This window comes from Actinomadura rubrisoli (assembly GCF_004349215.1).
In the GTDB taxonomy this organism is placed as follows: Bacteria; Actinomycetota; Actinomycetes; order Streptosporangiales; family Streptosporangiaceae; genus Spirillospora; species Spirillospora rubrisoli.
This window is the reverse complement of the sequence record NZ_SMKU01000012.1, coordinates 15,474-42,457: the sequence shown is the minus strand read 5'-3', so window position 1 is coordinate 42,457 and position 26,984 is coordinate 15,474. Positions and strand designations below refer to the sequence as shown.

16 protein-coding genes are annotated in these 26,984 nt (G+C 67.7%); 9 read left to right on the top strand and 7 right to left on the bottom strand.

Annotated elements, in window-relative coordinates; all coding sequences use genetic code 11:
• Nucleotides 1-39 precede the first annotated feature (39 nt).
• Entirely contained in the window at nucleotides 40-810 is a 771-nt protein-coding gene (locus E1298_RS05175; protein ID WP_243725399.1) for a sensor histidine kinase, read from the top strand.
• Nucleotides 807-1,493 (top strand): response regulator, encoded by a 687-nt coding sequence (locus tag E1298_RS05170; RefSeq protein WP_131889617.1) that lies wholly within the window; start codon nucleotides 807-809, stop codon nucleotides 1,491-1,493. The genes E1298_RS05175 and E1298_RS05170 overlap by 4 nt, the downstream gene beginning before the upstream one ends.
• A 540-nt stretch (nucleotides 1,494-2,033) precedes the next feature.
• Here the strand turns inward: E1298_RS05170 and E1298_RS51705 are convergent.
• From E1298_RS51705 to E1298_RS05135, 7 genes are all read right to left on the bottom strand, one after another.
• On the bottom strand, nucleotides 2,034-2,294 hold the full coding sequence (locus E1298_RS51705) for a hypothetical protein (RefSeq protein ID WP_207944444.1): 261 nt from the start codon (nucleotides 2,292-2,294) through the stop codon (nucleotides 2,034-2,036).
• A gap of 231 nt (nucleotides 2,295-2,525) precedes the next feature.
• Nucleotides 2,526-3,047: a YbaK/EbsC family protein gene (locus tag E1298_RS05160; protein WP_131889597.1), complete on the bottom strand. Its 522-nt coding sequence runs from the start codon at nucleotides 3,045-3,047 to the stop codon at nucleotides 2,526-2,528.
• Nucleotides 3,048-3,331: 284 nt separating this feature from the next.
• Complete coding sequence (locus E1298_RS05155; RefSeq protein WP_165975305.1) at nucleotides 3,332-4,030, bottom strand: class I SAM-dependent methyltransferase; 699 nt, start codon at nucleotides 4,028-4,030, stop codon at nucleotides 3,332-3,334.
• Nucleotides 4,031-4,043: 13 nt separating this feature from the next.
• Nucleotides 4,044-4,805, bottom strand: coding sequence for a hypothetical protein (locus tag E1298_RS05150; RefSeq protein ID WP_131889595.1), 762 nt, complete (start codon nucleotides 4,803-4,805; stop codon nucleotides 4,044-4,046).
• Nucleotides 4,806-4,878: 73 nt separating this feature from the next.
• The gene (locus E1298_RS05145) at nucleotides 4,879-6,414 is read right to left on the bottom strand and encodes an AMP-binding protein (RefSeq protein WP_131889594.1); all 1,536 of its coding nucleotides are present in this window, start codon (nucleotides 6,412-6,414) and stop codon (nucleotides 4,879-4,881) included.
• 49 nt (nucleotides 6,415-6,463) lie between these two features.
• Nucleotides 6,464-7,957 carry an aspartate aminotransferase family protein gene (locus E1298_RS05140; protein WP_131889593.1) on the bottom strand — a complete coding sequence of 498 codons (1,494 nt, stop codon included), beginning with the start codon at nucleotides 7,955-7,957 and terminating at the stop codon, nucleotides 6,464-6,466.
• The gene (locus E1298_RS05135; RefSeq protein WP_131889592.1) at nucleotides 7,920-12,239 is read right to left on the bottom strand and encodes a non-ribosomal peptide synthetase; all 4,320 of its coding nucleotides are present in this window, start codon (nucleotides 12,237-12,239) and stop codon (nucleotides 7,920-7,922) included. The genes E1298_RS05140 and E1298_RS05135 overlap by 38 nt, the downstream gene beginning before the upstream one ends.
• A gap of 437 nt (nucleotides 12,240-12,676) precedes the next feature.
• Between E1298_RS05135 and E1298_RS05130 the strand changes: the two genes are divergently transcribed.
• The 7 genes from E1298_RS05130 to E1298_RS05100 all read left to right on the top strand — a co-directional run bounded on the left by E1298_RS05130 (nucleotide 12,677) and on the right by E1298_RS05100 (nucleotide 26,975).
• Nucleotides 12,677-14,167, top strand: coding sequence for a condensation domain-containing protein (locus E1298_RS05130; protein ID WP_131889591.1), 1,491 nt, complete (start codon nucleotides 12,677-12,679; stop codon nucleotides 14,165-14,167).
• The gene (locus E1298_RS05125) at nucleotides 14,136-19,046 is read left to right on the top strand and encodes a non-ribosomal peptide synthetase (RefSeq protein WP_131889590.1); all 4,911 of its coding nucleotides are present in this window, start codon (nucleotides 14,136-14,138) and stop codon (nucleotides 19,044-19,046) included. The genes E1298_RS05130 and E1298_RS05125 overlap by 32 nt, the downstream gene beginning before the upstream one ends.
• A gap of 3 nt (nucleotides 19,047-19,049) precedes the next feature.
• A complete protein-coding gene (locus tag E1298_RS05120) occupies nucleotides 19,050-20,078 on the top strand; it encodes a methyltransferase (protein ID WP_131889589.1) in 1,029 nt (342 codons plus the stop codon).
• Nucleotides 20,079-20,161: 83 nt separating this feature from the next.
• On the top strand, nucleotides 20,162-21,970 hold the full coding sequence (locus E1298_RS05115; protein ID WP_131889588.1) for a non-ribosomal peptide synthetase: 1,809 nt from the start codon (nucleotides 20,162-20,164) through the stop codon (nucleotides 21,968-21,970).
• Nucleotides 21,971-21,982: 12 nt separating this feature from the next.
• The gene (locus tag E1298_RS05110; protein ID WP_131889587.1) at nucleotides 21,983-23,194 is read left to right on the top strand and encodes a VOC family protein; all 1,212 of its coding nucleotides are present in this window, start codon (nucleotides 21,983-21,985) and stop codon (nucleotides 23,192-23,194) included.
• Complete coding sequence (locus E1298_RS05105) at nucleotides 23,187-25,661, top strand: aminotransferase class I/II-fold pyridoxal phosphate-dependent enzyme (RefSeq protein WP_207944443.1); 2,475 nt, start codon at nucleotides 23,187-23,189, stop codon at nucleotides 25,659-25,661. Before E1298_RS05110 ends, E1298_RS05105 begins: the two co-directional genes overlap by 8 nt.
• 42 nt (nucleotides 25,662-25,703) lie before the next feature.
• Nucleotides 25,704-26,975, top strand: coding sequence for an MFS transporter (locus E1298_RS05100; protein WP_279497814.1), 1,272 nt, complete (start codon nucleotides 25,704-25,706; stop codon nucleotides 26,973-26,975).
• Nucleotides 26,976-26,984 lie beyond the last annotated feature (9 nt).

The window sequence follows — 26,984 nt, the reverse complement described above, 5'->3', positions numbered from 1 at the left end:
GGAGGACGCGCCTGCGGAACCGGCCCGTATCCTGGGAGAATGCGTACCGATCGCGGCTTGCGGAGGCTCTACGGGACCGGATGGCTCATCTCCGCGGGCGTCATGCTCGTCGCCGCCCGCATGTGGCTGCTTCACCTGCGCGAGGTAGAGCAGCGCGCCGAAGAGGCGGAGCGAACCAAGGACGAGGCCGCCAGGCGCAGGGCCGTAGAGGAGCGGTTGCGCATCGCACGGGAACTGCACGATTCGCTCACGCACAGCATCTCGGTGATCCAGGTGCACGCCGGCGTCGAGGTGCACCTGGCGGGCAAGCGCGGTGAGGAGGTGCCGCCCGCGCTGCTGGCGATCCAAGAGGCCGGCGCGGACGCCGCCAGGGAACTGCGGGCCACACTCAGCGTGCTGCGCACCGACGAGGACGGCGAGACCAGCGGCCTTGACCAGCTGGAAAGCCTGGTGGCACGGGCGCGCACGGCCGGGCTGCAGGTCACCGTGACGGTGACCGGTACGCGATGCCGGCTCACGCGCGACGTCGACCAGGCCGCCTACCGCATCGTGCAGGAGGCGCTCACCAACGTCTCGCGGCACGCCGCAGGGGCGAGGGCCACGGTTCAGGTGCGCTACGGGCCGGACGAGCTGATCGTCCAGGTGGACAACGACGGCGCCGTGTCCAGCGTCCCGCCGGCGGGCCAGGGGCTCGGCCTGATCGGCATGCGCGAACGGGTCGCCGCGCTCGGCGGCCGCCTGCACGCCGGGCCGCACAAGGACGGCGGCTTCCGGGTATGCGCCGAACTGCCGATCCGGGCGGCGGCATGATCCGTGTCCTGCTGGCCGACGACCAGATGCTGATCCGCAGCGGGATCCGGTCGCTGCTCGACTCCGAGGACGACATCGAAGTGGTCGCCGAGGCCGCCGACGGGCAGCAGGCGATCGCACTGGCCGTGGAGCACCGCCCGGACATCGCGCTGGTCGACATCCAGATGCCGGTGCTCGACGGCATCGAGGCGACCCGGCAGATCGTCGCCGACCGGCGGCTGGCCGGCGTCCGCGTCGTCATCCTCACCAACTACGGGCTGGACGAGTACATCTTCCGCGCGCTGCGGGCCGGCGCGAGCGGCTTCCTGCTCAAGGACACCCACCCCGCCGAGCTGCTTCAGGCGCTGCGGGTGGCCGAGCGCGGGGACGCGCTGCTCTCTCCCGCAGTCACCCGTCGGCTGATCAGCGAATTCGTCGCCCGGCCACCGGACGTGCTGCCGGCAGCGGGAATGGAGTCGCTGACCAACAGGGAACGTGAAGTCGTCGCCTTGGTCGCCCACGGACTGAACAACGACGAAATAGCCGAAACCATGGTGCTCAGCCCCACCACGGCCAAGACCCACGTCAGCAGGGCGATGACCAAGCTCGGCGCGCGCGACCGCGCCCAGCTCGTCGTGTTCGCCTACCAAAGCGGCCTGGTAAGCCCCCGCGATCCCACCCCACCCACCAGCGGCACCCGCTAAATCACCGGCCGCCGGTTCGTTTGGTGCCGATCACCTGCGCTTGGCGCTAGAGAACGCGGAGCGCGGGTCTCGGCGCCGCTATCGCCGGTGGTCTGCTCGGCGCGGCTTATGGGGCCTCGGCCGTGCCTGCCCGTTGGCGGCCGGGGCTGCGCGGGACTTCGTCGCCCTTGCGGCTGGCATCGCCACCGGCGGGACGGTTGCGCCTCCGGTCTACGGTGCCGGATATCGTCCCGCGGTCATCGAGCCGCACCCCGACGATGCGGGGCTCGTGCTCGCCGACATCGCCTCCTCGTACGGTCCCGGGATAGGGCGAACCAGACGCACTTCCCCCGCCGCCCGGTGCCGCACGAGATGGTGTCCGAGGCGCTGCAACAGCCATCCGCAGCCGGAGCCCAGCGAGTTGCTGATCGAGCATGAAGCGAGCTCGGCCAATCAGGCGTTCTGGATGAGCGCAGTGCCCTCGCTCGTCGGTCGGAGAGCGTTTCTCGAACCCCTGTATGCTCCGGACATGTCGCTGGACCTTGGGCTTTTCACGTCGTGCTACAGCGAGGTTCCTCGGTCGTCGGAGAGGCTCGCCGCGATCGGCGCCGAACGCCTGGGGCTCTCATGAGAGTGCTCGATCCGCGCGACCGGATCGCGCTCGCCGACCTCGTCGCCAGGTACGCGCTCTTGGTCCACACCGAGCGCCCGCAGCACCGGTCGCGCAAGCCTCAGCAGTGCGCGCAGTGCGATGTGCCGGGACAGCAGCACGCCCAGCGCCGATAACAGGCGCGCGCCGGCGCGTTCGGCCAGCTCCCGCACGACCACACCGATCTGCGAGGTCAGGCGGGGTGTACAACGCTGGTCGCGGCCATGGGTGGGGTGGGTCGCCGGATGTGCATGGCGACCCTCCGGGTGTGCCCAGGTCACCCAGTGGCAGGGCACAGCGTTGGCGTGCTGGTCAGAGGCTTGTCTGGGTGGTGGCGGCGCCTTCGGCAGGATTCGCTTAGGGCGACTATGCGCGGCGGGGCGGTGGCATCGCCATGATCGGTTTCATCGGGTGAGGGCCAGTGCCAGGACCTCAGCGCCCGGCAGGTCCGCGATGGCCTTGCCGGGAAGCAGCAGCTTTGACCTGCGCAGGCCGCTGCCGAGGACGACCTGCGGCGCGTTCACGACTGCCTCGTCCACCAGGATGGGCCAGTCCGGCGGCAGGCCGAGGGGCGTGATGCCGCCGTACTCCATCGAGGTGAGGGAGGTGGCCTCCGCCATCGGCGCGAAGGACACCTTGCGCGCGCCCAGGTGCTTGCGGACGACCCCGTTCACGTCGGCGCGACCGGTGGCCAGGATCGTGCAGGCCGCGTAGGTGACCTCGCCGCCGCGCTTGGCGGCCACGATCACGCAGTTCGCGGTCGCCTCCGGCGGCACCCCGTAGCGCTCACAGAAGGCCGCGGTGTCGGCCAGCTCCGGATCGATCTCGGCGACCCGCGCCTCCGGCTGTCCGGCGATGACCTCTGCGACCGGGTCGGCGAGCAGTCCGGCCCGGTCGGCTGCCGGCTGCCACTCCAGGCTTCCCATCGGGTTCTCCTCTTGTTTCACCCTGCCACGGTAGTGGCTCGTCTCGTGGGACGTGGCTCAATGAGCTGGACGGCGCGAAACTGCGCTGGCGATCGTGATGCTGACGGGTTAGTACCGGGTGATTTGAAACGGCCTGTGCAAAATGGCGTCCTGGGACGAGGACGTAGAGGCGGACGGAGACGATCACGGTTGGGCGGTCGTCTCGGTCCGCCTCTGTTCGACGACGCAGGAACGGCGGGCCGTGTCACTCGTCGGGGTTGCCGCCCGTCGTCCAGCGATGCCGATCAGGTGTGCTTGCGGAGTGTGAAGAGCCAGCTCACATGTTCGTGCTCGTATTCCCGGTAACCCTCGTGCGGCGGTTCAGTCCAGGTGACGGGCTCCAGGGCGACGAGGTCGGCGGCGTCTTCGACCTCGTCCACGAGTTCCTTCGCGGCGGACTTGTCGTAGAAGCGGAAATAGAAGCGGTCGTCGAACAGGTACGTCTCATCCCCGATGGGCACCATGTCGACGCCGCGCGTCGAGTCTTCGAGCGCGAACACGTTCGCCATGAGGTGGTGGCCCGGACGGGTGATGCGCAGCAGTTCCCGGATGGCCCGCGCTGGTTCCTGCAGATGGCCGAGCACGTCGCAGCAGAACACGCCGTCAAAGCTCGCGTCGGCGAAACCGGTCGCGTAGACGTCGGCTTTGAGGAGCAGCACGTTGCGATAGCCGGCGGCCGCGGCGCGTCCTGCGGCGATGCCGATGGCGTTGTCCGAGGAGTCGGCGCCGACCACCGTACTGAAACGCTCCGCGAGTTCGGGCAGGTTCCGGCCATCGCCCACAGGCAGGTCCAGGACCGTCTGCGCGCCGTCGCCGGCGAAGTAGTCGGCGGCGGTCGTGACGAACGGTACGGGCGGGTCGCCCCACAGGTTCGGCTGTTCGGTCAATACGTAGGAGTCGTTCCACCGGACCTTGCCGATGACGTCCAGATTAAGATCGGTCACGATCGGCCTTTCGTTATGTGATGGGTGGATCGAGGTCGATGGCGGTCACGGTCATGTCGGTGATCGAGGCATGGGGGACGTTCGTTCGCCATACACCGGGAGTGGTCTCGGTAAGGGCGAGTCGCCGCGCGGTCGGTTCGTCGCCGGCCAGGTAGACGAGGGTCACGGCGTCGTGCCGGGAGTCGAGCATTTCGAAGCGTTCCCCTTGCCATGTGGCGGTGGCGCGGTAGAAGCGGACACGGTCGCATTCGGCGATGGAAACGGTGAGGGGTGGAGTGCCGGGCTCCGCGGGTGCGAGGGTGAGCCGGGCGGGTCCGGGTCCGAGGTCTGTGTCGAAATCGGTGCCGTCATAGGTGGCGCGGATTCCGCGGTGGATGGTGCCGACGGGGTGAGCGGGTTTCAGCCCCCACCGGGCGGGAGTCGCGGTGGGAAACCCAGGGTGCGGTTCCCAGCCGGAACGGCGGCCACGGTAGCTGCCGAGGACGTCGGTGCGGCTGCCCGGTCCGGTGCGGACGAGTTGGGTACCGACAGGGATGTCGGCGATGGGGATGTAGCGGGTATGGCGGTCCGCGGGTTCGCCGGTGAGTTCTTCGAGCCGGCCGATGGCCGGAAGGCGCAATGCGAAGCGCGTCGCGGGATCGGAGGTGTCGTCGGGGCCGCCGTCCGGTTCGGTGAGGTCGTCGTGAAGGAGCCCGGCGAAACGGGTCGGCTCGAAGTGCCCGGGGACGCTGATGTTCGCCAGGTACAGTTCGGCGGCTCCGCGTGTGATCAACACGAAGAACGACGATTCGAGTGCAATTGCTAGGTCCCCCATCCCTGATTCCTCCGAGTTGCGGGCTACGCCGAGATCATCGATCACGGCCGTCGGCGGGTACTGGTGATCCCGGGGCGGCGGACACCAGGTGGGTCAGCGCGCCGCGGTCCACCTTGCCGTTCGCGGTCAGGGGCAGTTGCGGCAGATAATGGAAACTGCGGGGGAGCATTTGCGGAGGAAGCCGGCGGCCAAGTGTGGCCAGGAGTTCGCCGTTGGGCACAGGGCGCCCCGTGTAGATCGCCTGGAGGAGGCTGGCATCGTCGCCGACGTGTGTCACCACTACGACGGCTTCGAGCACGGCGGGGTGTTCCCGCAGGACCGACTCGATCTCGCCCAACTCGATCCGGTAACCGTGAAGCTTGATCTGGCTGTCGAGGCGTCCCAGGTGGACGAGGTTGCCATCGGGCAATACCTGCACGCGGTCTCCGGTCCGGTACCAGTGTGCCGGGGTGAGCGGTTCCTCCCCCTTGTACGGAACGGCGGGACCGGGTGCGCTGTAGGAAATGAATCGGTCTGTGTTGTCGTCGGGATTGAGGTATCCCGCTATCCGCTGGGTACCGCGTACGCACATCTCTCCGAGCGTCGATTCGCGGCCGTCGCCGTCCAGCACGACATAGGACTGACCGGGGTCGACAGTGCCGATGGGAACCGTGCCATTACTCGTCCTCGGCAACGGCTCCCCCGGCGGGACGTGGAAGGCGGTGCAGGTGATGGTTACTTCGGTGGGCCCGTAGATGTTGCCAAGGACGGCGTTTGGAGCCGCGTTCCGCCATGCCTCGGCCTGCTGCACGGTCAATGGCTCACCGCCGAACAGGCTGTACCGCATCTCCGGCATGCAACCAGCGGGCAGCCTGCCCAGCCGCGCGGCCAGTGAGACGACAGAGGGCACCGACAACCAGTGGGTGAGGTTGTGCCGCTTCGCATAGCCTGCCGGATCGAGCATATCGTCGCGGTCGGCGACGACCAGAGTTGCGCCGGAACCCCAGCTGATGAACATGTCGAACACGGAGGGGTCGAAGGTGAGCTGGTACATGTGGGACAACCGGCAGCCTGGCCCTGCCTGGTAGCGCTCGATGTTGTGGCTGAGGTACGCGGAGATGTTGTCGTGCCCCACCGGGACGCCTTTCGGTGTCCCGGTGGATCCCGAGGTGTACAGGATGTAGGCGATGCCGTCTTGGTCGTTCCGGCCATCGTCGCCGTGGCGGCTGTCTCCGAGGCCGGATTCGGCCGTTTCGATCTTCTCGTCGGACTGGCCATGGGCGTAGATTTCCGCGCCGGCGGCAGCGGCGATCGCGCGGATGCGATCCTGTGGAAATGTCGGGACGACGGGTACGACGGCCGCGCCGAGCCGCTGTGCGGCGAGGTAGATGAAATAGCTGTGCGCGGTGCGATCGGCCATCATCAGCACTCGCCGTGGCCTGCGGCCGAGCGCTTCCTGAATGGCCGTGGCTCGCAGCCGCACTTCGCTGGCGAGTTCCCTATAGGTGTACTCCGTCCCCGCGACGTCGAGGGCGATGTGGTCGGGATGGCGGCGGACGGACGTATCGAACCATTCGTACATGGTCTTCATCGTGCGCTCCTTGTATGTCCAGGCACCGCTCGAATTCACGTCACCGCGCTCAGGCGATACGCCCTGAGGGTGTATTCATCGGCCTGTCATGCGGTTCGGGTGAGGATCGGACTGGCCGCACAGAGGCGAAGACCCGGTCGAAACGATCCAGCGCGTCGGCCACCACCTGATCGGTGTGCGTCGCGCCGACGAACATCCGGCCGGAGCCTGACAGCATCAGCCCTTCCGCGGTGAACCCCTCGATCAGATGGATCATCGCTTCGCGCCGGGTCGCCAATTGCGAGGCGAAATCGGGTTGTGTCACCGAGAGTTGGTATAGACCCGACGTGTGCAGGTGCACGATCGAACCGAAATTATAGGCCACATAAGGCAGCTGATATTTTGCGATGAGGCGTTCCAGGCCGGCGCGCAGCAGGGCGCCCGCGCTTGCCGCCCGGGCGGGGGCGTCGGTACGAGCCATCTCCAGCAGGCTGTGGTAACCGGCGGCGCAGCTGAGCGGATTGGCCGAAAGAGTGCCGACGACCAGCGCGGACGCTCCGGTGCCCGATCCGATCGTCGCCATCACGTCGGCGCGTCCGCCGAGGGCGCCGGCCGCGGGGTATCCACCCGCGATGCACTTGCCGAAGATGAGGAGGTCTGGACTCAGTCCGAGCTGTTCGTGCGCGCCGCCGAGTCCGAGGCGGAAGCCCGTGATGACTTCGTCCACCACGAAAAGCGCCCCGAAAGAGCGGCACGACTCCTGGACCGCTTCGAGGTAGTCGGGGGCGAACGGGAAGGTGCCGCTCTGCGGTCCCAGCGGTTCGACGATCACTGCGGCAGTGCCGCCGCGCTCGGCATTGGCCGAAAGAAGGGAGCGCAACGCGTCCACGTCACCGGGAGGTACTTCCTGAGTCAGGGCTTGCGCCTGTTCGGGAATGCCGCCGGCCGAACGGCGCGCCGTCCCAGGGGCGTTGAGCCCGTACGCCAGCTGATCCGACCAGCCGTGGTAGGCGCCACCGAGTTTGACCACGTACGCCGCGCCGGTGTACGCCCTCGCCACCCGAACGGCCGCCATCGCCGCCTCGGTGCCACTGGCCGTCATGCGAAGCCGCTGCACGGCGGGCATGAATTCGCGGACCGTCCGGGCGAGCGCGATCTCGTACCGATGAAGCAGTCCGAGCGACGGCCCGCACTCGTCGAGAACCGCTTTCACCTTCTCCCGTACCGTTTCGTTGTTCGCGCCGAGCAACGAGGCACCGACGCCCTGGACGAAGTCGATGTAGCGGTTGCCGTCCGCGTCCCACAAGTGGGGACCGGCCGCCCGGTCGATCTGCAGCGGGAACGGAATATTCGCCTGCGAATGGTGGGTCCCACCGGGGATCAGGTCGGCGGCGTCCCGGCCGGCGGCTCGCGAGGAAGCGCAGTGCTCCTCGAACCACCGTTCGTATCTCGCCAGGGCTTCTGGCTCCAGGTCCGCGGCCGGTATCCGAACAAGGTGCTCCAGCCGTGCCTTCACCTCCCCGAGGTCAGGCTGGATCCGAGCGATACGCGAATGGTCGTCCACTGCCCACTCCCTCCCAGGAACGCTCGGTGGCCAGCCGACGCAGCCACGCCTTCATGACGTCCGGAGTGACGCCCGCCACTATTACGGGGACGAAGTCGGATGGGGCCGCGTCGGCTAAATGCTCCTGCCGCCCTCGCAGGCCGCGTATCGCCGCCGCCGCGAATTCGTGCTCCACCTGGTCGCCACTCGTCATCGCGCGCTCCCACGCGTGGTGCGGGAGGGTCCGCAGGGGGAAACCCAGTTCCCTCGCGGCGTGCAGGCATGCGGGCAGTGAGAAGCGTTCGGCGCTCGTGTACACGAAACGGCCCGCGGTTGTCGTGCGGGATGTGGCGACGAAAGCGCGGGCGGCATGGTCCACCGGGATCCAGATCTCTTCGCCATCGATCTCGGGTGCGATGCCGGCGTCCAGTATGGTGGCGATCGCGCGGTGCATGATGTCGCGATGGTTGTAGTGCCCCGACGTTGAATGGGCGCTGAGCCGGGGCAGCCGGGCGATCACGGCAGGAAGCCCGACCCGACGCTCGACCATGAGGTGATGCTCGGCCTCGCGTTTGCTGCTGGCGTAACCCGACTCTCGCGCGGGCGACGTCACCGACGTGGTCGACGCGAAATGCAGCGTCTTCGGTTTACCGGTGCGGGCCAGTCCGGCAAGTTCGATCGTGCCTCCGACATTGGCCCTCCATAGCCGGTCCAGCGGCAGCATGCCGTTGACGTTGGCGGCGCTGTGGACGATCGTGTCGACCGTCTGCTCGATCCCGGCCCGGTCTTCCGGAGACATCCCGAGGTCCGGCTTCTCCAGGTCGCCGAGCACTACCCGAACTCGCTCGCTCGGGTTGTCGAGTCCGTATCGCCGCATGGTGTCAGCCAGCCGCGCGTGCGCCTGAGCCAGGCTTTCGGCCCGCACGAGGCAAGACACCCGCGCAGCCGTTTGTGTCAGCAACTCGGGGAGGAGGAATGCGCCGAAGAAGCCCGTCACACCGGTGAGCAGGATGTGTTCGGCGTCGGCGATCGACCGGGCGGCCACCGGTTTCGCCTCGAACGCCGGTGTGGTGCTCTGCGGGGTCTCGGCCGGCGGCGGCTGGTGCTCGTTGTCTGGTTCGCCAGGCGTGGGACGGCGGGCGAGGGCGCGGGCGAGAGCCGCCGGACTGGAATGGCCGAGCACCAGGCGGAGGGGGATCTCCCTACTGAGGAGGTCGCGCAGTTTGCGGGCCACCATGACGGCGCTCACCGAGTCGCCACCGAGGGCGAAGAAGTCACCTTGCGGTGGTGCGTCCGCGATACCGAGGACGGTGGCGAACGCGTGCCGTATCACGTCCACGAGCGCGGCGTCCTCGACGAGGTCCGCGGTCTCGACGGGGCGCCACTGGGCGGCCAGCCGGCGCCGGTCGAGTTTTCCGTTCGCGGTCAGCGGCATCTCGTCGAGCGTCATTATCGCCGCGGGTATCGAGTGCTGGGGAAGGCGTTCGGCGAGCGCGGACCGTAACGCCGCGGCGTCGACATCCGCTCCCGGCGCCGGCCGGACATATCCGATGAGGCGGCTCGATCCAGCCGGGACCCGGTGGACCAGAACTGCGGCGTCGGCGACCTCCGGAAAGAGCCGCAGCGCGTGCTCGATTTCGCCGAGTTCCACACGGTGACCGCGGATCTTCACCTGGTCGTCGGCCCGGCCCACGAAGACGAGGTTTCCGTCATGCCGGCGGCGCACCAGGTCGCCGGTGCGGTACATGCGTGCCCCTTCGGCGTCGAAGGGGTCGGAGAGGAAGCGCTGTGCGGTCAGTCCCGGCCGCCGCAGATATCCTCGTGCCAGCCCGGCACCCGCGACGTACAGTTCCCCGATCACGCCTGGAGGGACCGGCCGCAAGTACTCGTCGAGTACGTACACGCGGGCGTTCGGTATCGGGCGGCCGATCGGTACCGGGCCCCCGGGCAGGTCCGCTCCGGCCGGCACGCGGAAGTCCAGGCAGCCGACAGTGCATTCGGTGGGCCCGAAGTGGTTGACGACGTCCACTCCCGGATGCGCGTCTCGCCACCGGCGAAGAGTCTCCGCGTCCAGCGCCTCACCGCCGAGAATCAGCTCCCCTGTGGGATGGAAGGCTTCGGGAAGCACGTCCAGCAACGGCATATGGCTGGGAGTGAGTTTCAGGTGGTCGATGGCCGCCGCGCCTACCGCGGACAATTCGTCCTCGTCCAGCGACGACAGGTACAGGCAACCGCCGGAGACCAACGTGCCGTACAGCGAAGTGACGCTGAGGTCGAACCACAACGCGGAATGCAGGACTGTGTTGCCGCGAAGGCCGCGGTACGCCTCGCGGCATCGGCGCAGATAGCTCGCCAGGGCGCCGTGGCCCACGACGACGCCCTTCGGCTGACCAGTGGACCCGGAGGTGTACAGCACATAGGCCGCGGTGTCCGGGTCGATCGGAGTCGCGGTGCGGGCGCCGCGCGTGGCGTCGCCGAGCGCCGGCCGGTCGTCGGTGACGGTTGGGGCGTCGACGGTTGGGGCGTCGACGGTTGGGGCGTCGTCGTCGAGCGTCAGCCGCGCAGCGTCGCAGGACGGTAGCCCGCTCGCCGTCCGCAGGTCGGTGACGACGCATGCGGGGCGGGCGTCGTCGAGCATGTACTGGATGCGCGACGGCGGATACGACGGGTCGATGGGGAGGTACGCGGCGCCCGACTTGAGCACCGCCAGCATCGCGATGATCAGTTCCGGGGACCGGGGAAGCGCGAGCGCGACGATCTTCTCGGGGCCGGCCCCGGCGCGGATCAGGCGTCCGGCGAGTGCGCGGGCGCTCTGATCGAGGTCGCCGTAGCCGAGTACGCCTGCGGAGGATACGACAGCGGGCGCATCGGGAGCCTTTCTGGCCTGCCTCTCGAACATGTCGACCACGGTGGCGTCGGTGGACGAGGCCGGCGGAACACTTTGCCCGGTCGGCAGCAGGGAGCGGAGTTGTTCCGCCGACAAGATCTCCGTCTTGCTGAGCTGGAGCTCCGGGTTCGCGACCACCGTCTCCAGTAGTCGCACCAGGTATTGGCCGATCAGGGAGATGGTTTCATCATCGAACAGGTCGCGGGCATAGTTGATGTCGATGTGCATGCCCGCCGGTGAACCATCCGCCGCGCGCGACTCGGCCACGTAGAACGTCAAGGGGAACCGGCTGAGCCCCACCGGCACCGCCAGTTGCTCGACGCCGACGCCGGGAAGATCGAGCCGGGGCCCGCCGAGGGCCTGGAACGCCAGCATTATCTGAAACGGCGAATCGGCCCCTCGCGGACGGTCGGGGCCGAGCGCGGCGACGACCCGGTCGAACGGCACGCCGTTGTGGGACAGCGCCGCGACCGTGACCGCGCGGGCGCGCCCGCACAATTCCAGGAAGTCAGGGTCTCCGGAGGTGTCGAGACGCAGGACGACGGTATTGGCGAGGAACCCGACGATCTGCGCGAAGGACTTACGGGTACGGCCGGTGACGGGTGTTCCGATCGTGATGTCGGTGCCGCAGCCCAGCTTGGTCAGCAGTGCTCCGATAATCGCCACGAAATGCATGAACGTGGTGGCGCCGGTAGTCCGGGCGAGCTCGCCGAGGGACGCGTGCAAGGGCCGGGAGATCTCTAACCTGATAAGGCCGCCGCGATGTGTCGGTCTCTCGGGGCAGGGACGGTCAACGGGCAGCGGGAGGTCGTGCGGTGCGCCGGCGAGGGCTCGGCGCCAGAAGGCCAGTTCGCGTGAGATCTGGCTTTCCGGATCGTCCTCGCTGCCCAACGCCGTGCTTTGCCAGGCCGCGTAATCGCTGTACTGGAGCGCGGGTCCGTCCCATCGCGGCAGACCGTCCCGGCGCCTGGCCGCATATGCCGCCGAGATCGCACGGAGCAGCAGGTGCGCGGACCATTCGTCGACGGCGATATGGTGCAGCACGAGGACGAGCACGTGGCGGTCCGGGCGCTCCGCCAGCAGCTGCGCCCGAAAGGGGATGTCTCGACGCAGATCGAAACGGCGGGTCGCCGCGGCGTGAAGCGCGTCCGCCGTCAGCGCCGGGTCGACGGTCTGGACGAGCAGAGGCTGTGCAGGCGGTGGCAGGACCTCTTCGCCCAGCTCGCCGTCCATGTCCCGGACGACGGTGCGAAGTGCCTCGTGCCGGTCCACCACGTCGGCGAGGGCTTGCGCGAGGGCGTCGCGGTCCAGGTCCCCGGTGAGCCGAAAAGCGATCGGAACATTGTAGAGTGAACTGTCGTCGGCTAATTCGTGAAGAAACCACATACGCCGTTTCGCGGACGACAGAGGATGCATTAGCGGTCACCTCTCGGCACGATGACGTGTTGCGACGTCCGGCACGTGAACCCAGGAGCGTGTGCCGACAGTACTTGCCCGCAACGCCTGCGGGTGGGCGCCCCACACCCGGCTGTGCGCCAGCTTAGAACGTGCCCACTTCCGCTGTCCAGTTCCTTTGTTCAGGGTTTTTTACTCTCTCTTTACTTCCTATGCCTGGAACGCTGTTTTGGCCATCCGTCCAACCTGTTATCGGACAACAAGGTATTGCGTTGACGGTCTATCATCAACGTGGTACACATGCTGGCGTGGTTCGATGTTGTGCCGTCAACCACGGGAAGCAACGCTAGTTGCAATGGCCGACAGGTAAACCCATCCGAGCTGACGTGACGTCGCACAGAGCGGCGTCCAGCAGGACTGTCCAGAATTCGGTAGCTCAGAACTTATGAGGTCCGTAGGTGACGGAGTGGGCACGGGCCCTCGCGGCCCTTTCGCCGAGACAGCGCGCACGATTCGACCACCTGGTTCGGAAGAACGGCGATCCCACCGACATATCTCCGATCTCTTCCGCGCAAAAGCGCATATGGCTTGTCGAGCGTTTTGGTACGGCAGGAATCACCTTCCACGCGACGGTACCGCTCAGCATTAAAGGAAGCCTGGACCACGAGATCCTGGAACGATCTGTCGGCACAGTCGTAAGTCGGCACGAAGCGCTGCGTACCACCTTTCCTGTCATCGGCGACACTCCGATGCAGGTTGTCTGGCCTCCGCCACCTACCGGCCGGATCGACATCCCGATAACCGACCGGGCCACGGCAGACGGTGAACGCCCGTCCGAGGCGGCGGTCCAGGCACTGCTGGCGGAGGAATTACACCGCCCGTTAGATCTGGCCGGCGGTCCGTTGTTCAGGGCGCGCCTGTTCCGGTTGGCACCGGACGCGTCCATTCTCATGTTCTCCGTCCACCACATCGTCTTCGACGAGCCGTCGAGCCTGATCCTGCTCGACGAGCTGACCGCGCTGTACACGGCGTTCGCGGACGGCGGGGAAGACCCGCTTCCCCCCTTGCGGTGGCAGTATGCCGATTTCGCGCGGTGGCAGAATGGGGAGCGCTTCGAGCGGGAGCTGGCGTACTGGAGGCGGCGGCTCGGCGATCCTCCCCCGGCGCTCGACCTGCCGACCGACCATCCCAGACCGAAGCTGCCGAGCTACGAGGCGGGACAGATCGAGGTGGTCCTGCCGGCCGCGGTCCGGGACCGGCTGCTTCACTTGGCCCGGGCAGAGAAGTCAACGATGTTCATGACCCTGCTGGCCGTGTTCGGGTGCCTGCTGTGCCGGTACAGCGGCCGGCCGGAAGTGCTCATCGGCACCCCCATGGCCGCACGTGAAAGGGCGGAGACGCGACGGCTCATCGGCGCCTTCATCAACATACTGGCGCTGCGGGTGGACACCGCAGAGGACCCCACGTTCCGTGAGCTGCTCGCCCGGGTGCGCGAGACCTCGCTAGGGGCCTACTCCCATCAGGGCCTGCCGTTCGAGAGAGTCGTGGAGATGGTGAACCCCCGGCGGGAAAACAGCCGCGGTCCGCTCGTCCAGGCGGCACTCGTGCTGTGGAATGGCCGGCCGCGGCATCTGAAGGTCCCCGGAGCGGTACTCGAACCGATGCGCCTTGGCACGGGAACGGTGCAACAGTACGACGTCGCGCTGCTGCTCGACAGCGAGCCGAGCGCCTTGCGCGGCGAGCTGCGCTACAGCCGTGCGCTCTTCGAGCCGGACACGGCCCGCGGCATGGTCGCTGACTTCCAGACGATTCTGCACGGGGCGATCGACGACGCGGATCGTCCGATCTCCCTGCTTCCGGCACCGGCGTTCCAGCACCGGCACCGGCAACGAACAGCCACGGGGGAAGGAGCCCCTCATGAAAAGCGATCGGATCGACGACCAGCGTGAAGGAGAGAAAGAGACCGGGCCTCTGGTCGTCCGTCTGTTCCAGGCCCGCGCCCGCGAGACCCCGGACGCGTTGGCAATCGTTTCCGGGCCCGACTCCATCACCTACGGAGAGCTGGAGCGGCGGTCGAACGGGCTTGCCCGGCACCTGGTCCGGCGCGGCATCGGACCGGACGACCTGGTCGGCGTCTATGCCGAGCGGTCCATTTCGTGGATCGTCGCGCTCCTCGCCGTATGGAAGGCGGGTGGCGCCTACCTTCCGCTCGATCCGGTACATCCGCCTGACCGCATAGGTCTGATGTTCGCCAATTCTCGGCCGCCGGTGGTCCTTGTACAGGACCATCTCGCCTCGCGGGTCCCCGCGGCCGCCGAGCAGATCATCTCACTTGAGCGCGCCCACACCGATTTTCATGACGAAAGTGCCGACGCCCCGGACGGCATCGCCCTTCCGGACAACCTCGCCTACGCCATCTACACCTCAGGTTCGACGGGCGCACCGAAAGCCGTGCTGGTGAGCCACCGCGCGATGGCGAACCTGCTGACCTGGTTGCGGGAGACGTTCGCCCTCTCGCCCCGCGACAGGTGCATGCAGCAAGCCCGCATGGGTTTCGACGCATGCTTGTTCGAGGTGCTTCCGTGCCTGTGCAGCGGCGCTACCCTGCATATCCTTGACGACAACACACGCTCGGCCGGGGACCAGCTCCATGACTGGCTGCGGGATGAGCGGATCAGCGTGGGGTTCCTGCCGCCGGTGCTGGGCGAGCCGTTGTTCGAGCGCGACCTGTCCGACCTATCGTTGCGGGTGCTGTTCACCGGCTCGGACAGAGCCTACCGGTACCCGCCGTCGTCTCTGACCGCGTCGTACGTCAATTGCTACGGGCCAACGGAAGCCGCTGTAGTGGTAACCGCGGGCGAGCTCGCGGAAGCACCGGACCAGCCGGACGGCCTGCCGCCCATCGGCTATCCGATTGGCAATACCGAATTGCACATCGTCGACGGAAAGCTCCGGTCGGTACCAGCGGGAACCGTCGGGGAGCTCTATATCGGAGGCGTCCAACTCGCCAGGGGATATCTGAAAGACCCAGCGCTGACGTCGGCGCGCTTCGTCGCGGATCCCTTCTCCGGGCGGCCGGGCGCGCGCCTGTACCGTACCGGGGATCTGGCCCGGCGCCGCGCCGACGGAAGCCTGGAGTTCGCGGGCCGAGCCGACGATCAGGTGAAGCTGCGGGGCTTCCGGGTGGAGCCGGCGGAGGTCGAGGCGGTGCTGCGCCAGTATCCCGCTGTCTGCGAGGCCGCCGTGCTGGTCGGCGACGACACGGCGCGCGGCCGGACGTTGACGGCGTATCTGCTGCCCCGCGGTGACCTGACGGCACCGGATCTCCGCAGGTTCATGTATGCGCGTCTCCCGTATTACATGGTGCCGTCCGTCTACGTGGTGGTCGACGAGTGGCCGACGAGCGGGAACGGCAAACTCGACAGGCGGCGCCTGGCGGCTATCGACGGCCGGCGTCTCGACGGCGGGCGTGCCGATGGCGGGCGTGCCGATGGCAGGCACCTCGGCGACGGCGCACCAGGGGCGCCGAACAAAACCGAGCAAGCGATTCTCGCCGACATCTGGGCGGAACTGCTCGGCGTGAACCACGTTGATCCGGACGACAATTTCTTCGACCTCGGCGGTCATTCGCTCCTGGGCACTCAGGCCGTTTCCCGGATCAGGGAGGCGCTCGGTGTCTCGTTGCCGTTGCGCACGCTCTTCAGCACACCGACCCTGGCAGACTGCGCGCAGGAGATCCGGTCTGCCCGAAGCCGGCAACACGACTCCGCGCCGACGGCGATCGAATCGGTAAGCCGTGACCGTGACCTCCCGCTGTCTTTCCCCCAGGGCCGCGTATGGTTCATGTACAAGCTCTTCCCCCGCAACCGGGCGTACAACTTCCAGACGACGTTCCGCATCCGTGGACGACTGGACGTGGCCGCCCTGGAGGAAAGCCTTGCCGAACTGACGCAGCGGCACGAGGTGTACCGGACGACATTCGCCGAGCGCGAAGGCACCCCCTACCAGACCATTCATCCGGTCTGCCCGCCCTGCTTCGACTACATCGACCTCACCGCGCTCGCCGAGGATGACCGAGCGGCCGAAATGGACCGGATCGTTGACGAGCAAGTGCATGTGGTCTTCGATCCGTCCCGGTTGCCGTTGGTCCGGTGGACGCTGCTCGCCCTGGACACCGATGACCACCTGCTCGTGCACGTGGAGCACCACATGGTGCACGACGGATGGTCGTTCACCCTGCTCATAGAAGAGCTCCTCCGCCTCTACCAGGCCAAGGTCGACGGTGTACCTGCCGATCTTCCCGCGCTCGGCGTCCAGTTCGCGGACTACGTGTGCTGGCAGCACCAGTGGGTGCGAAACGACGAGGCGGCGGCGCAACTGGAGTACTGGCGACGGCACCTCGCCGACTGCCCGCCCATCGTGACGATCCCCGCGGACCACAGGCGCCCCGAGGTGCCCAGCTTCCGCGGATCGACCGTGCGCACCGAGCTGGACGAGGCCCTGGCAGACGCCCTCCGCCGTCTGGCGCACAAGGAGGGAGCGACGCTCTTCGTGGCGATGCTCGCCGTTTTCGAGCTGCTTTTGCACCGTTACACCGGGCAGGACGACATCGTCGTCGGTTCCAGCATCGCCAACAGGCATCGTCCCGAGACGGAACGGCTGGTCGGCATGCTGGTCAACAATGTCGCGTTGCGCGTCGACCTTTCCGGGGACCCGACCTTCCAGCAGTTGCTGGAGCGTGTGAAGGAGGCCGCGCTGGGCGCGTACGCCAACCAGGACACGCCGTTCGAGCATGTCGTGCGGACGGTGGCTCCAGACCGCACCATCAGCCACAATCCGCTGTTCCAGGTGGCGTTCAGCTTCCACGACGCGCCCATGCCGGCGATGACGCTTCCCGGGTTGTCGATGAGCCTGCACGAGGTGATGAGCAACGGCACCGCGAAATTCGACCTCAACGTCATCGCGATTCCGCGGGCGGAGCAGAACCTTGGGCGCAGCGACACACCCGACGAAGGTGGTGTGCTGGTGGTGTACGAATACTCCACCGATCTCTTCGAAGCCGCCACGGTCGAACGGTTCGCGGAGCACTACCGGCGTCTGGCCGCCGAGGTGGTCGCCGACCCGGGCCGCCCGATATCGCGAGTGCCCATGCTCAGCGAGGACGATCGTCGGCAATTGCTGCCCGGCCGCCCCCGCGACGGCGACGGCGACGGCGGCTCTGACACCCTGCGGACCGTCCCCGAACTGATCGATACCGTGACCCGGTCGGCACCGGAGCAGCCGGCGATCATTTGCGGCGACGCCCGCCTGACCTATCGGGATCTCGACGCACGTGTCAATAGGCTGACCCGCCTGATAGTGCGTTCGGGTGTCGGCGCAGAGGATCGGGTCGCCGTTTTCCTGCCAGCGGACGAGAATCTGGCCGTGGCGATGCTTGCCATTATTCGCGCCGGCGCCGTGTGCCTTCCAGTGCCCCCGGATCACCCCGACAGAAGCATCGCGTCAATGTTCGTAGACGCGGACCCGGCCCTCGTCCTGACGACCATCGAACTCGACGGGCGGTTGCCGGTCGAGCAGGAGGCCACCCGCATTCTGCTGGATGACGCGGGCGCCCGTGAGGAGCTGAGCCGTCTGCCGGACACGAGACCGAGCCCCTCGGATCTCCGCGCGCGGTCGGCGGCCGAAAGCGCGGCGTGGATCTGCTGTACAGCGGGCACGGGCGATGAAGTCCGCGACGTGGTGCTCAGCCACCGCAACCTGGCCGCACTGGCAACGTCTTTACACCGGCGGTTGGCGACCAAGCCGGACGACGTGTGGTACACGTCATGCGATTTCGGCGCGATAGAGATCCTGGTGGCGCTGGCCGGCGGCGCCCAAGTCATGATGACAGGCAATAGGGGCGTCCCCGATGCGGTCCATTTGGCCGAAACCTTGGCCAGCCGGTCTGTCGCGGTCCTGTGGGCCACGCCGGAAACGTGGCGGGAACTGGTCGAACTCGGCTGCGACGTCGAGGGTCTCACCGCGATATCAGCCGGTGGAGAACTGTCAGCCGACGTGGCCCGGATACTGCTGGCGAGGGGCGCGCGGATCCATGGCACCTACGGTGGGCCCGAGACATCTCTCGTATCGCTGATGCGGGATATGTCGCCGGGTGACGACGTGCCGGTCGACGCGAATGCCCGCGTGATATGCGGCGAGCCGATCGACGGCGTCCATGCTGTCGTCCTCGACCGGCGTGGCGATCTCGTTCCCGCCGGTGTGCCCGGCGAACTGTACATCGGAGGCCCGGGCGTCGGCCGGGGATATCTGGGACGGGCGGCCGCCACGGCGGAGCGCTTCGTAGCCGACCGATTTTCGGAAGTGCCCGGTGCCCGGCTGTACCGAACGGGTGAACGGGCTCGCCGCCTCCGCGACGGCGGCGTGGAGTTGCTCGACTGCCTGACGAACCAGAACCGTCGCGCGAACGGCGACGGGCGGCCGGATCCCGAGGCGGCGGATGCCACTGCCGAACCGGCCTTTGTCGCGGCCCGAACGCCGATCGAAGCCCAGCTGGTGACGATGTGGGCTGCCCTGCTCGGTATTGAGCGAGTGGGTGTGTACGACAACTTCTTCGCACTGGGCGGGCACTCGATGCTCGCGATGGTGGCCATGAATCAGGCTCAGGAGGCGTACACGGCTGACATTCCTGCAGCCATCATCTTCGATGAACCCACCGTGGCCGCGCTGGCCGCGGTGATCGAAGAACTCGTCGGTGAACCAGGCCGTCCGGTCGCGGCGGAACGACAGGAACATCCGAGGGCCGCGCATCGGTCGGAGGAGGAGGCGTAGGCGGTGGAGAACGGCATTGCGAACGCTATTGTCGACGAATACCTGACGCTGGTCGACGACAGTTGTGTGGCGCTGCTCCCTCATGCCCTGAGGATCGCCGCCGAGTTCGGCCTGGCCGATTTGCTCACCGGCGGGCCAATGGATGTGGAAGTGCTGGCCCGAAGCGTCGACGCGGACGTGGGCGCACTGTACCGGCTGTTACGTGCGCTGGCGAGCGTCGGCTTCTTCGAGGAGGTGACCCCGCGTGTCTTCGCGCTTTCCGCACTGGGGCGACGGCTGTGCTCGGAGGGCCCCGACAGCGTCCGCGAATCGGTGCTGCAAAGTGATTCCTACCATGCCTGGGCGGCGGCCCCCGAGGCGTTCCGCAGAGGCACTCCGGTACCGCTGAGCAGCGGGCCGCACGGCGGTGGGCAGGACTTCTTCGCGCACAAGGACGTCGACGCGTCGGCCGGCCGGTCCTTCACGCGCCGTATGCGGGAACGGGCGGCGTCCTGCTACGCCGGTGTGGTCTCCATCGTCGACTGGAGCCGATCGACGGTGGTGCTCGACGTCGGCGGCGGCGACGGCTTCCTGCTCAGCGCCATCCTGCGCCATGAGCCGCGGCTGACCGGCGTGCTGTTCGACCGGCCTTCGGTCATCGCGTCCGTCGCCGGACGCCTCGGCGAGCTGGGGGAGCGGCTCCGGACGGTCAGCGGCGACTTCTTCCGCGAACTACCGGACGGCGCGGACACTCATGTGATGTCCAGTGTGTTGCACGACTGGCCCGATGAGCAGGTCGACACCATTCTCGAACGCAGCCGGACGGCGCTCGCACCCGGCGGCCGGCTGCTGATCGTGGAAATGGTCGTGTCTCCCGGTGACACCTGGCATCCCAGCAAATGGAGCGACCTCGGCATGCTGGTGCTCACCGGAGGCCGAGAACGAACGGGACCGGAATTCGAGGACCGGCTGAACAAGGCTGGATACACGGTGTCGGCTATACGTCCCATCCCCGGCTCGTACTTCACCCTCATTGACGCAGAACCCCGCTGATCGCGACCGCGAGGAACCGACAACGATGCGCTACTTGACTGATCAAGGATGGGAGAAACGGCGCCGTGCCGAATGAACCAGCCGTGCCCAACGAACCAGCCGGGCGGTTCCGGGACCCGCCCGAGGCAACGGTCAATGTGCTCGTCCATCGCCGCGGAGTCGCGCACCCGGATGCGGTCGCCGTCGCGGCGGCCGACGCGACGTTGACGTACGGCGAGCTTCTCCGACGGGCATATTCTCTCAGCCGTCGGCTGTGCGGGCTGGGCGTCGGGCCGGAAACGACCGTCGGGTTGTGCTTGCCGCGATCGGCGGCGCTTGTCGTCGGTGCGCTCGCCGTCCTCGACGCGGGCGGTGCCTACGTCGTCATTGATCCGAGCCACCCCGCGCAGCGGCAGCGTGTCATGCTGGACCATTCAAGGGCGCGGGTGGTGCTGGCGAGTCAACGTTCGATGGCGCTCGCCGGCGAGTCGGTGGAGGCCATCGGCATCGGCGAGTTCACTGGCACGGAAGAGCCGGACGGCTTCCTGCCGGCATCGCCTCCGGTATCAGTCGGTGGCAACAACCTCGCGTACGTCGTCTATACATCCGGTTCAAGCGGGCTTCCCAAGGGCGTGATGGTCGAGCACCGCAGCCTCCGCCGGATTGTCGACTGGTACACGCTGACCTTCGATATCGCCGCGTCCGACCGGGTGATGCAGATGCCCGACCCGGGATTCGACGCCTCCGTATGGCCGTGCCTGACGGCGGGAGCGTCGCTGCGGATACCCGAGGACGGCGTAGGAAACGATCCGACCGCTCTGCGTGACTGGATGCTCGCCCACGGAATCACCATCGGTTGCCTGCCGACTCATCTGGCTGAATCGCAGATGGTTCCGCATTGGCCGGACAGCGGGCCGAGGATAGTGCTGACCGGAGGCGATGTTCTGCACCGGGTGCCTCCGCCCGGGCTGCCGTTCGCGGTGGTCAACATTTACGGGCTGGCCGAAGCGACCGTCGTGTCCGCGTCCGGCCCGGTGAAGGCCGGGGCGGACGACGACCCGCCCGCCATCGGACGGCCCATCGACGATGTCGAGTTGCACATCGTGGACAGCGAGCTGCACCCGGTACCGGACGGCGAGGAAGGCGAGGTGCTCCTCGGCGGCCCGCTGGTGGCACGCGGATATCTGCACGCCACCGCACAGACCGCGCTGCGGTTCGTCCCCGACCATCTGGGGGGTCGTCCAGGTGCCCGGTTGCTCCGGACCGGCGACCTGGCCCGCCGTCGAAAGGGCGGCGACATCGAGTTCGTGGGCCGCGCCGACAACCAGGTGAAGGTTCACGGGTTTCGTGTCGAGCCCGACGAGGTGGCCGCGACGATCAGCCGGCATCCGGCCGTCCGGTCGAGCGTCGTCGTGGCCGCCGCGTCCGACCGCGGCGGGCGTGAACTGGTGGCGTACGTCGCGCCGCTCGGCACCGCGCCCGATCCGGACGAGCTGACTGCGTTTCTCGCCGAATTCTTACCCGCTTATATGATTCCAAGCCAATACGTATGGTTGGCCGGTTCATCGGCGCGAGAGACGGTCACCGAGCCGGACGACCGGACCGAGGTGCAACTGGCCTCAATGGCCGCCGTGCTGCTGCGACTGGATCACGTTGGCGTGGACGACGATTTTTTCCGCCTTGGTGGCCACTCGATGCTGGCAGCGCAGCTCGTCATGCGAATCGACGACCGGTTCGGCGTGGAACTGCCGCTCCCGTTCGTCTTCGACCATCCGACGGTGCGGGACATGGCCGCGGAAGTCGACCGTCTTGTCCGTGAAGAGGGCATGGCAGGGCTCGCCGCAGTAAGCACGGACGAGGGTGACAGTAATGACCGGAACCCGCTGATCGACAAGAAATCATTACGCGGATAAAAGGGGACGGCAGTGCACATCGACGCTATCGATCATGTCGAATTCTACGTCGGCGACGCTCGGCAGGCCGCCTATTACCTTTGCACCGCGTTCGGGTTCCGGATACGCGGTCAGGCCGGTCCGGAGACCGGGTTGGCCGATCAACGGTCGTTACAACTGCGGCACGGTGGCGTCGACCTGCTGCTCACCTCCGGCCTGGGCCCCGATCATCCCGCCACCGAGTACGTCGCCCGCCACGGCGATGGAATCGCGAAGATCGCCTTCCGGGTGGCGGATGCCGCCCGGACGCTGACCGAGGCGACGCGCCGTGGCGGCACCGTGGTGAGCGAGCCGTCCCGGTTCGAGGCGGGCGACGCGGCCGTGACGATTGCCGAGGTCGCCGGCGTCGGTGACCTCGCTCACCCTCTCATCGAGCGCGAAGGGCCGGGCACCGGCTTCCTCCCCGGTGTCATGGAGATGCTCCCGGCGGACGGCGATCCGCACGGCGATACCGGCGGCGAACCGCACGGAGGTACCGACGGCGACCCGGACGGCGAGACCGGCGGCGAGCCGGACGGCGGTCTCTTCCGCGAACTGGATCACGTCGCCGTCTGCCTGCCCGCTGGGACGCTGCACGAGGCCGTCCACTTCTATGGCCAGGTGTTCGACTTCCCCGAGATCTTCTCGGAGTACGTGGAGGTGGGGCGGCAGGCAATGGCGTCGAAAGTGGTCCAGAGCCGGTCGGCGAATGCCACGTTCACGCTCATCGAGCCGGACACGAACCGGGAACCGGGCCAGATCGACGCGTTCCTGCGTGCGCACCGCGGTGCGGGCGTCCAGCATCTGGCCTTCCGCACCGATGACATCGCCGCCGCGGTCCGCACACTGACCGACCGGGGGGTTCGTTTCCTCGAAACCCCGCCGGCCTATTACGACCGGCTTGACGCGAGGCTCGGCACGACGGATCTCGACAGTGAGCTACTGCGGCGGCACAACATCCTTGCCGACCGGGACCACTCGGGCGAATTGTTCCAGATCTTCAGCAAATCGATGCATGTACGCGGCACATTCTTCACCGAGGTCATCGAGAGGCGCGGAGCCCGGACATTCGGCAGCAGCAATATCAAGGCTCTGTACGAGGCGGTGGAGCGGGCGGCCTCAGACTCGCCGCGACCCGGCGAAGACGATGAACCAGATCAGCCGGGTCAGGGGCCTGAGGCCGCGGAGGTGGTCGCGCGTGCGTGAACACCAGCCGCTCGACCCCGCTATCGGGGCCACGGGCCGCACCGCGGAAGCGCAGGGTCACCTGCCGACCGCCTTCGCACGGCTGGCCAGGGCCCGTACATCCCCGGCGGTGTGGGACTTCATCGAAGGCGGCGCCGGGGAGGAGCGCACGGTGGCCGCCAACAGACGGGCCTTCGACGAGGTGGCCCTGCTACCGCGGGTACTCGGCGGCGTCACGGAACCGGACACCACCGTCCGCGTCCTGGACCGGATCTGGCGGGCGCCGATCGCCGTCGCCCCGCTGGCCTATCAGACGCTCCTGCATCCCGAGGGCGAGCTGGCGACGGTGCGGGGAGCGATGGAGGCCGGAGCGCCCGTCATCGTCAGCACGTTCGCCGGCCGGCGGTTGGAGGACCTCGCCGCCGACGCGGCAGGGGCGCCCCTGTGGCTGCAGCTGTACTGCTTCCGCGATCGCGACATCACGCAGCGGCTGGTGGCCCGTGCGGAGGAGGCCGGCTTCGAAGCGCTGGTCCTCACGGTGGACGCTCCCCGGCTCGGACGGCGTGGGCGTGACCCGCGCAACGAATTCCGCCTTCCGCCGGGGGTTGTCCCGGCGAACCTGCCCTCCGGGGATTACGCCTCGCCGTGGGATCACGCACGGCTGGCGCTGGATCCGGCGCTGGACTGGACGGTCATCGACTGGATCCGGTCGATCAGCTCGCTGCCCGTGCTCGTCAAGGGCGTGCTCAGCCCGGCCGACGCGGCGCTGGCGGTCGGGGCGGGCGTCGACGGCCTCGTCGTTTCGAACCACGGTGGCCGGCAGCTCGACGGAGCCCCGGCGACGCTGCGCGCGCTGCCCGCCGTGGTGGAGGCCGTCGCGGGCCGGTGCCCGGTGCTGCTGGACGGGGGTGTGCGGCGGGGCGGCGACGTGCTCGCCGCGGTCGCGCTGGGCGCGGCCGGAGTGCTCGTCGGACGCCCGGTCCTCCATGCGCTCGCGGCCGGCGGCGGCGATGGCGTCGCCGCGATGCTGGAGGCGGTGGTCGAGGATCTTGTGGAAGCGATGGTGCTGACCGGTACGGCATCGATCGCGAACGCGGGCCCGGACCTGATCGCCACGCCGGGAACCGCGCGGATACCCGGCCCGCGCCCAGGACGCCGTGCGCTGAACATGTCGGGGAACCGAAACGGGGAACTGCAAAAAGCAGAACTGCACCCCAGCCTCTCGGACCCGATGCTGGAAACGATGAACTTCCTCAACGAGATCGTTTGGAAGTATCCGGACGCGATCTCTTTCGCTCCCGGCCGGCCATTCCCGGGGTTCTTCGACGTCGAGCAGGTATTCGGCGCGACACGCCGCTACCTCCGCCACCTGGCCGAGCGCGGTGATACGCCGGACGAGATCCGGGAATCGGTCTATCAATACGGTCCGGCCGCCGGTCAGATTCGTGAGCTGATCGCGGCGTCGCTGGCGGCGGAAGAGGGGATGAGCGTCGCGCCTGAGTCCATCGTGGTCACGGTGGGATGCCAGGAGGCACTGGTACTCGCGTTGCGGGCGCTCTTCGCCGGGCCGGACGACGTCCTGCTGGTCGCCAGCCCTTGCTATGTCGGCCTCACGGGCGCGGCGCGCCTGCTCGACATCCCGATCCTGACCGTGCCCGAGACGGTGGACGGCCTTTCCGCCACCGACCTGGACTCGTCCATTCGCGCCGAACTCTCGGCGGGACGGCGTCCCCGGGCGTGCTACGTGGTTCCGGACCATTCGAACCCGTCAGGATCCATGATGCCGCTTCAGGCGAGAAGGGACCTGCTCGACGTCGCCGCCCGCTACGGGGTGCTCATTCTGGAAGACAGCCCGTACCGCCTGGTCAGTGCCGGTCAGCGATTGCCCACCTTGAAGGCGCTGGACCGCCACCGCGTCGTCGTCCACATCGGTTCCTACTCCAAGACGCTGTTCCCCGGCGCGAGGGTCGGCTTCGTCGTGGCCGACCAGGCCGTCCATGGCCCGGACGGCCGGACCGGCCTCCTGGCGGACGAGCTCGCCAAGGTGAAGAGCATGATCACGGTCAACACGCCGTCGCTGAGCCAGGCCGCGGTCGCCGGCATGCTGCTGGAGGCCGACCACCGTCCCGGCGAACTGAACCGTCCTGCGGCGGCGCATTACAAAGAGTGCCTGCAAACGATGCTGGGACAGTTCCGGGAGCGCTTCCCGCCCGAGCGGGCCGTCCGGCTGGGCGTCGAGTGGAATGAGCCGAGCGGCGGATTCTTCCTGTCACTGCGTGTACCATTCCAGGCCGACAACGCCGCCCTGTCCCGCTCGGCGGACCGACATGGCGTGATCTGGACTCCCATGTCGTACTTCTATCCCGATGGGGGTGGGGAACGCACCATTCGGCTGTCGTTCAGCTACCTCACGCCCGCCCTCATCAAGGACGGTATGACGAGATTGGTGGAATTCATTGAGACCGAAAGCGCAGCCGGTTTTCGGTAAGGAGCGAAAGCGTCGTCCGACAATCATCGACCGGAGGTCAGGGTGAGCCCAGGCCAAGGAGGGCTGCTGCGCCAGGGGGACTTCCGGCGGTTGTTCTTAGCCGACACGGTCAGCCAGGTGGGCAGCCAAGTCAGCCTGCTGGCGCTGCCGCTGGTGGCCGTATCGACGCTGGACGCCTCCGGCGCCGAGGTCGGATTCCTGTCCGCCTGCGGCACGCTGGCGTTCCTGGTGGTCGGCTTACCCGCGGGCGCATGGGTGGATCGCACACGCCGGCGCTCCGTACTGATCGTCGCCGATATCGGGCGAGCACTCGTCCTCGGTTCCATCCCGGTCGCATGGAAACTGGGCGTGCTCACCATGGCGCAGCTCTATCTCGTCGCGCTCCTCGCCGGAATACTGACGGTGTTCTTCGACGTGGCCTACCAGAGCTATCTGCCGCATCTGGTCGGCCGCGAACATCTCACAGAGGGCAACGCCAAGCTCGAAGGGGTGCGGGCGGTCAGCCAGATCGGCGGTCCGACTCTCGCCGGCCTGCTGATCCAGGTGTTCACCGCGCCCATCACCATCGCCGTCGACTCCGTCAGCTTTCTGGGTTCGGCGCTGTTCCTGCGACGTATCCGCAAACGGGAGCGGATACAGCGGCGAGAGACGAAGGCGCACCTCGGCAGCGAGGTGCGTGAGGGACTCGGTTTCGTGTTGGGCCACCGGCTGCTGCGGGACCTCGCGCTCTCGATCGCCTCGTACAATCTGCTCGCCGCCGCGCGGGCCACGCTGCTCATTCTGCTGCTGGCCCAGGTGCTGCGGCTTCCCGCCGGCGTGATCGGCGTGTTCTTCTCTATCGCCTCGGTCGGGAGCTTGATCGGCGCGTTGACCGCGAGGAGGATCGCCGAGCTTATCGGCCAAGGGCGGGCGATCTGGGTGACGGCCGCCGTGGCGGCACCGTTTCAGCTGCTGATTCCGATGGCTGAACGAGGGTGGCTGTTGTGGCTGGCGGCCGCGGCCAACATCGTGATCTGGCTCTGTGTTTCGGTGTTCAACATCACCCAGCTCAGTTTCCGGCAGCAGCTGGCGCCGGAGCGGCTGCTGGGACGGACGAACGCCACGATGCGCTTCCTGGTCTGGGGTGTATCGCCGCTGGGTGCCAGCCTCGGTGGCGTCCTCGCCCAGCTCATCGGGGCACGCTCCGCCCTCTGGCTGATCGCCTTCGGAGGCGTGATCCCCGTCCTGCCCCTGATCTTGTCTCCGCTGCGTTCGATGCGTGAACTGCCGGACAGCATGCGGCCAACGGACACCGCAGTGCTGCGGGGCCGCTGAATTCGTCCA

What these genes read in the sequence shown, in the direction of transcription:
- E1298_RS05175 (WP_243725399.1), top strand. Translation starts at nt 40, where the DNA reads ATGCGTACCGATCGCGGCTTGCGGAGGCTCTACGGGACCGGATGGCTC.
- E1298_RS05170 (WP_131889617.1), top strand. Translation starts at nt 807, where the DNA reads ATGATCCGTGTCCTGCTGGCCGACGACCAGATGCTGATCCGCAGCGGG.
- E1298_RS05160 (WP_131889597.1), bottom strand. Translation starts at nt 3,047, where the DNA reads ATGGGAAGCCTGGAGTGGCAGCCGGCAGCCGACCGGGCCGGACTGCTC.
- E1298_RS05145 (WP_131889594.1), bottom strand. Translation starts at nt 6,414, where the DNA reads ATGAAGACCATGTACGAATGGTTCGATACGTCCGTCCGCCGCCATCCC.
- E1298_RS05135 (WP_131889592.1), bottom strand. Translation starts at nt 12,239, where the DNA reads ATGCATCCTCTGTCGTCCGCGAAACGGCGTATGTGGTTTCTTCACGAA.
- E1298_RS05125 (WP_131889590.1), top strand. Translation starts at nt 14,136, where the DNA reads ATGAAAAGCGATCGGATCGACGACCAGCGTGAAGGAGAGAAAGAGACC.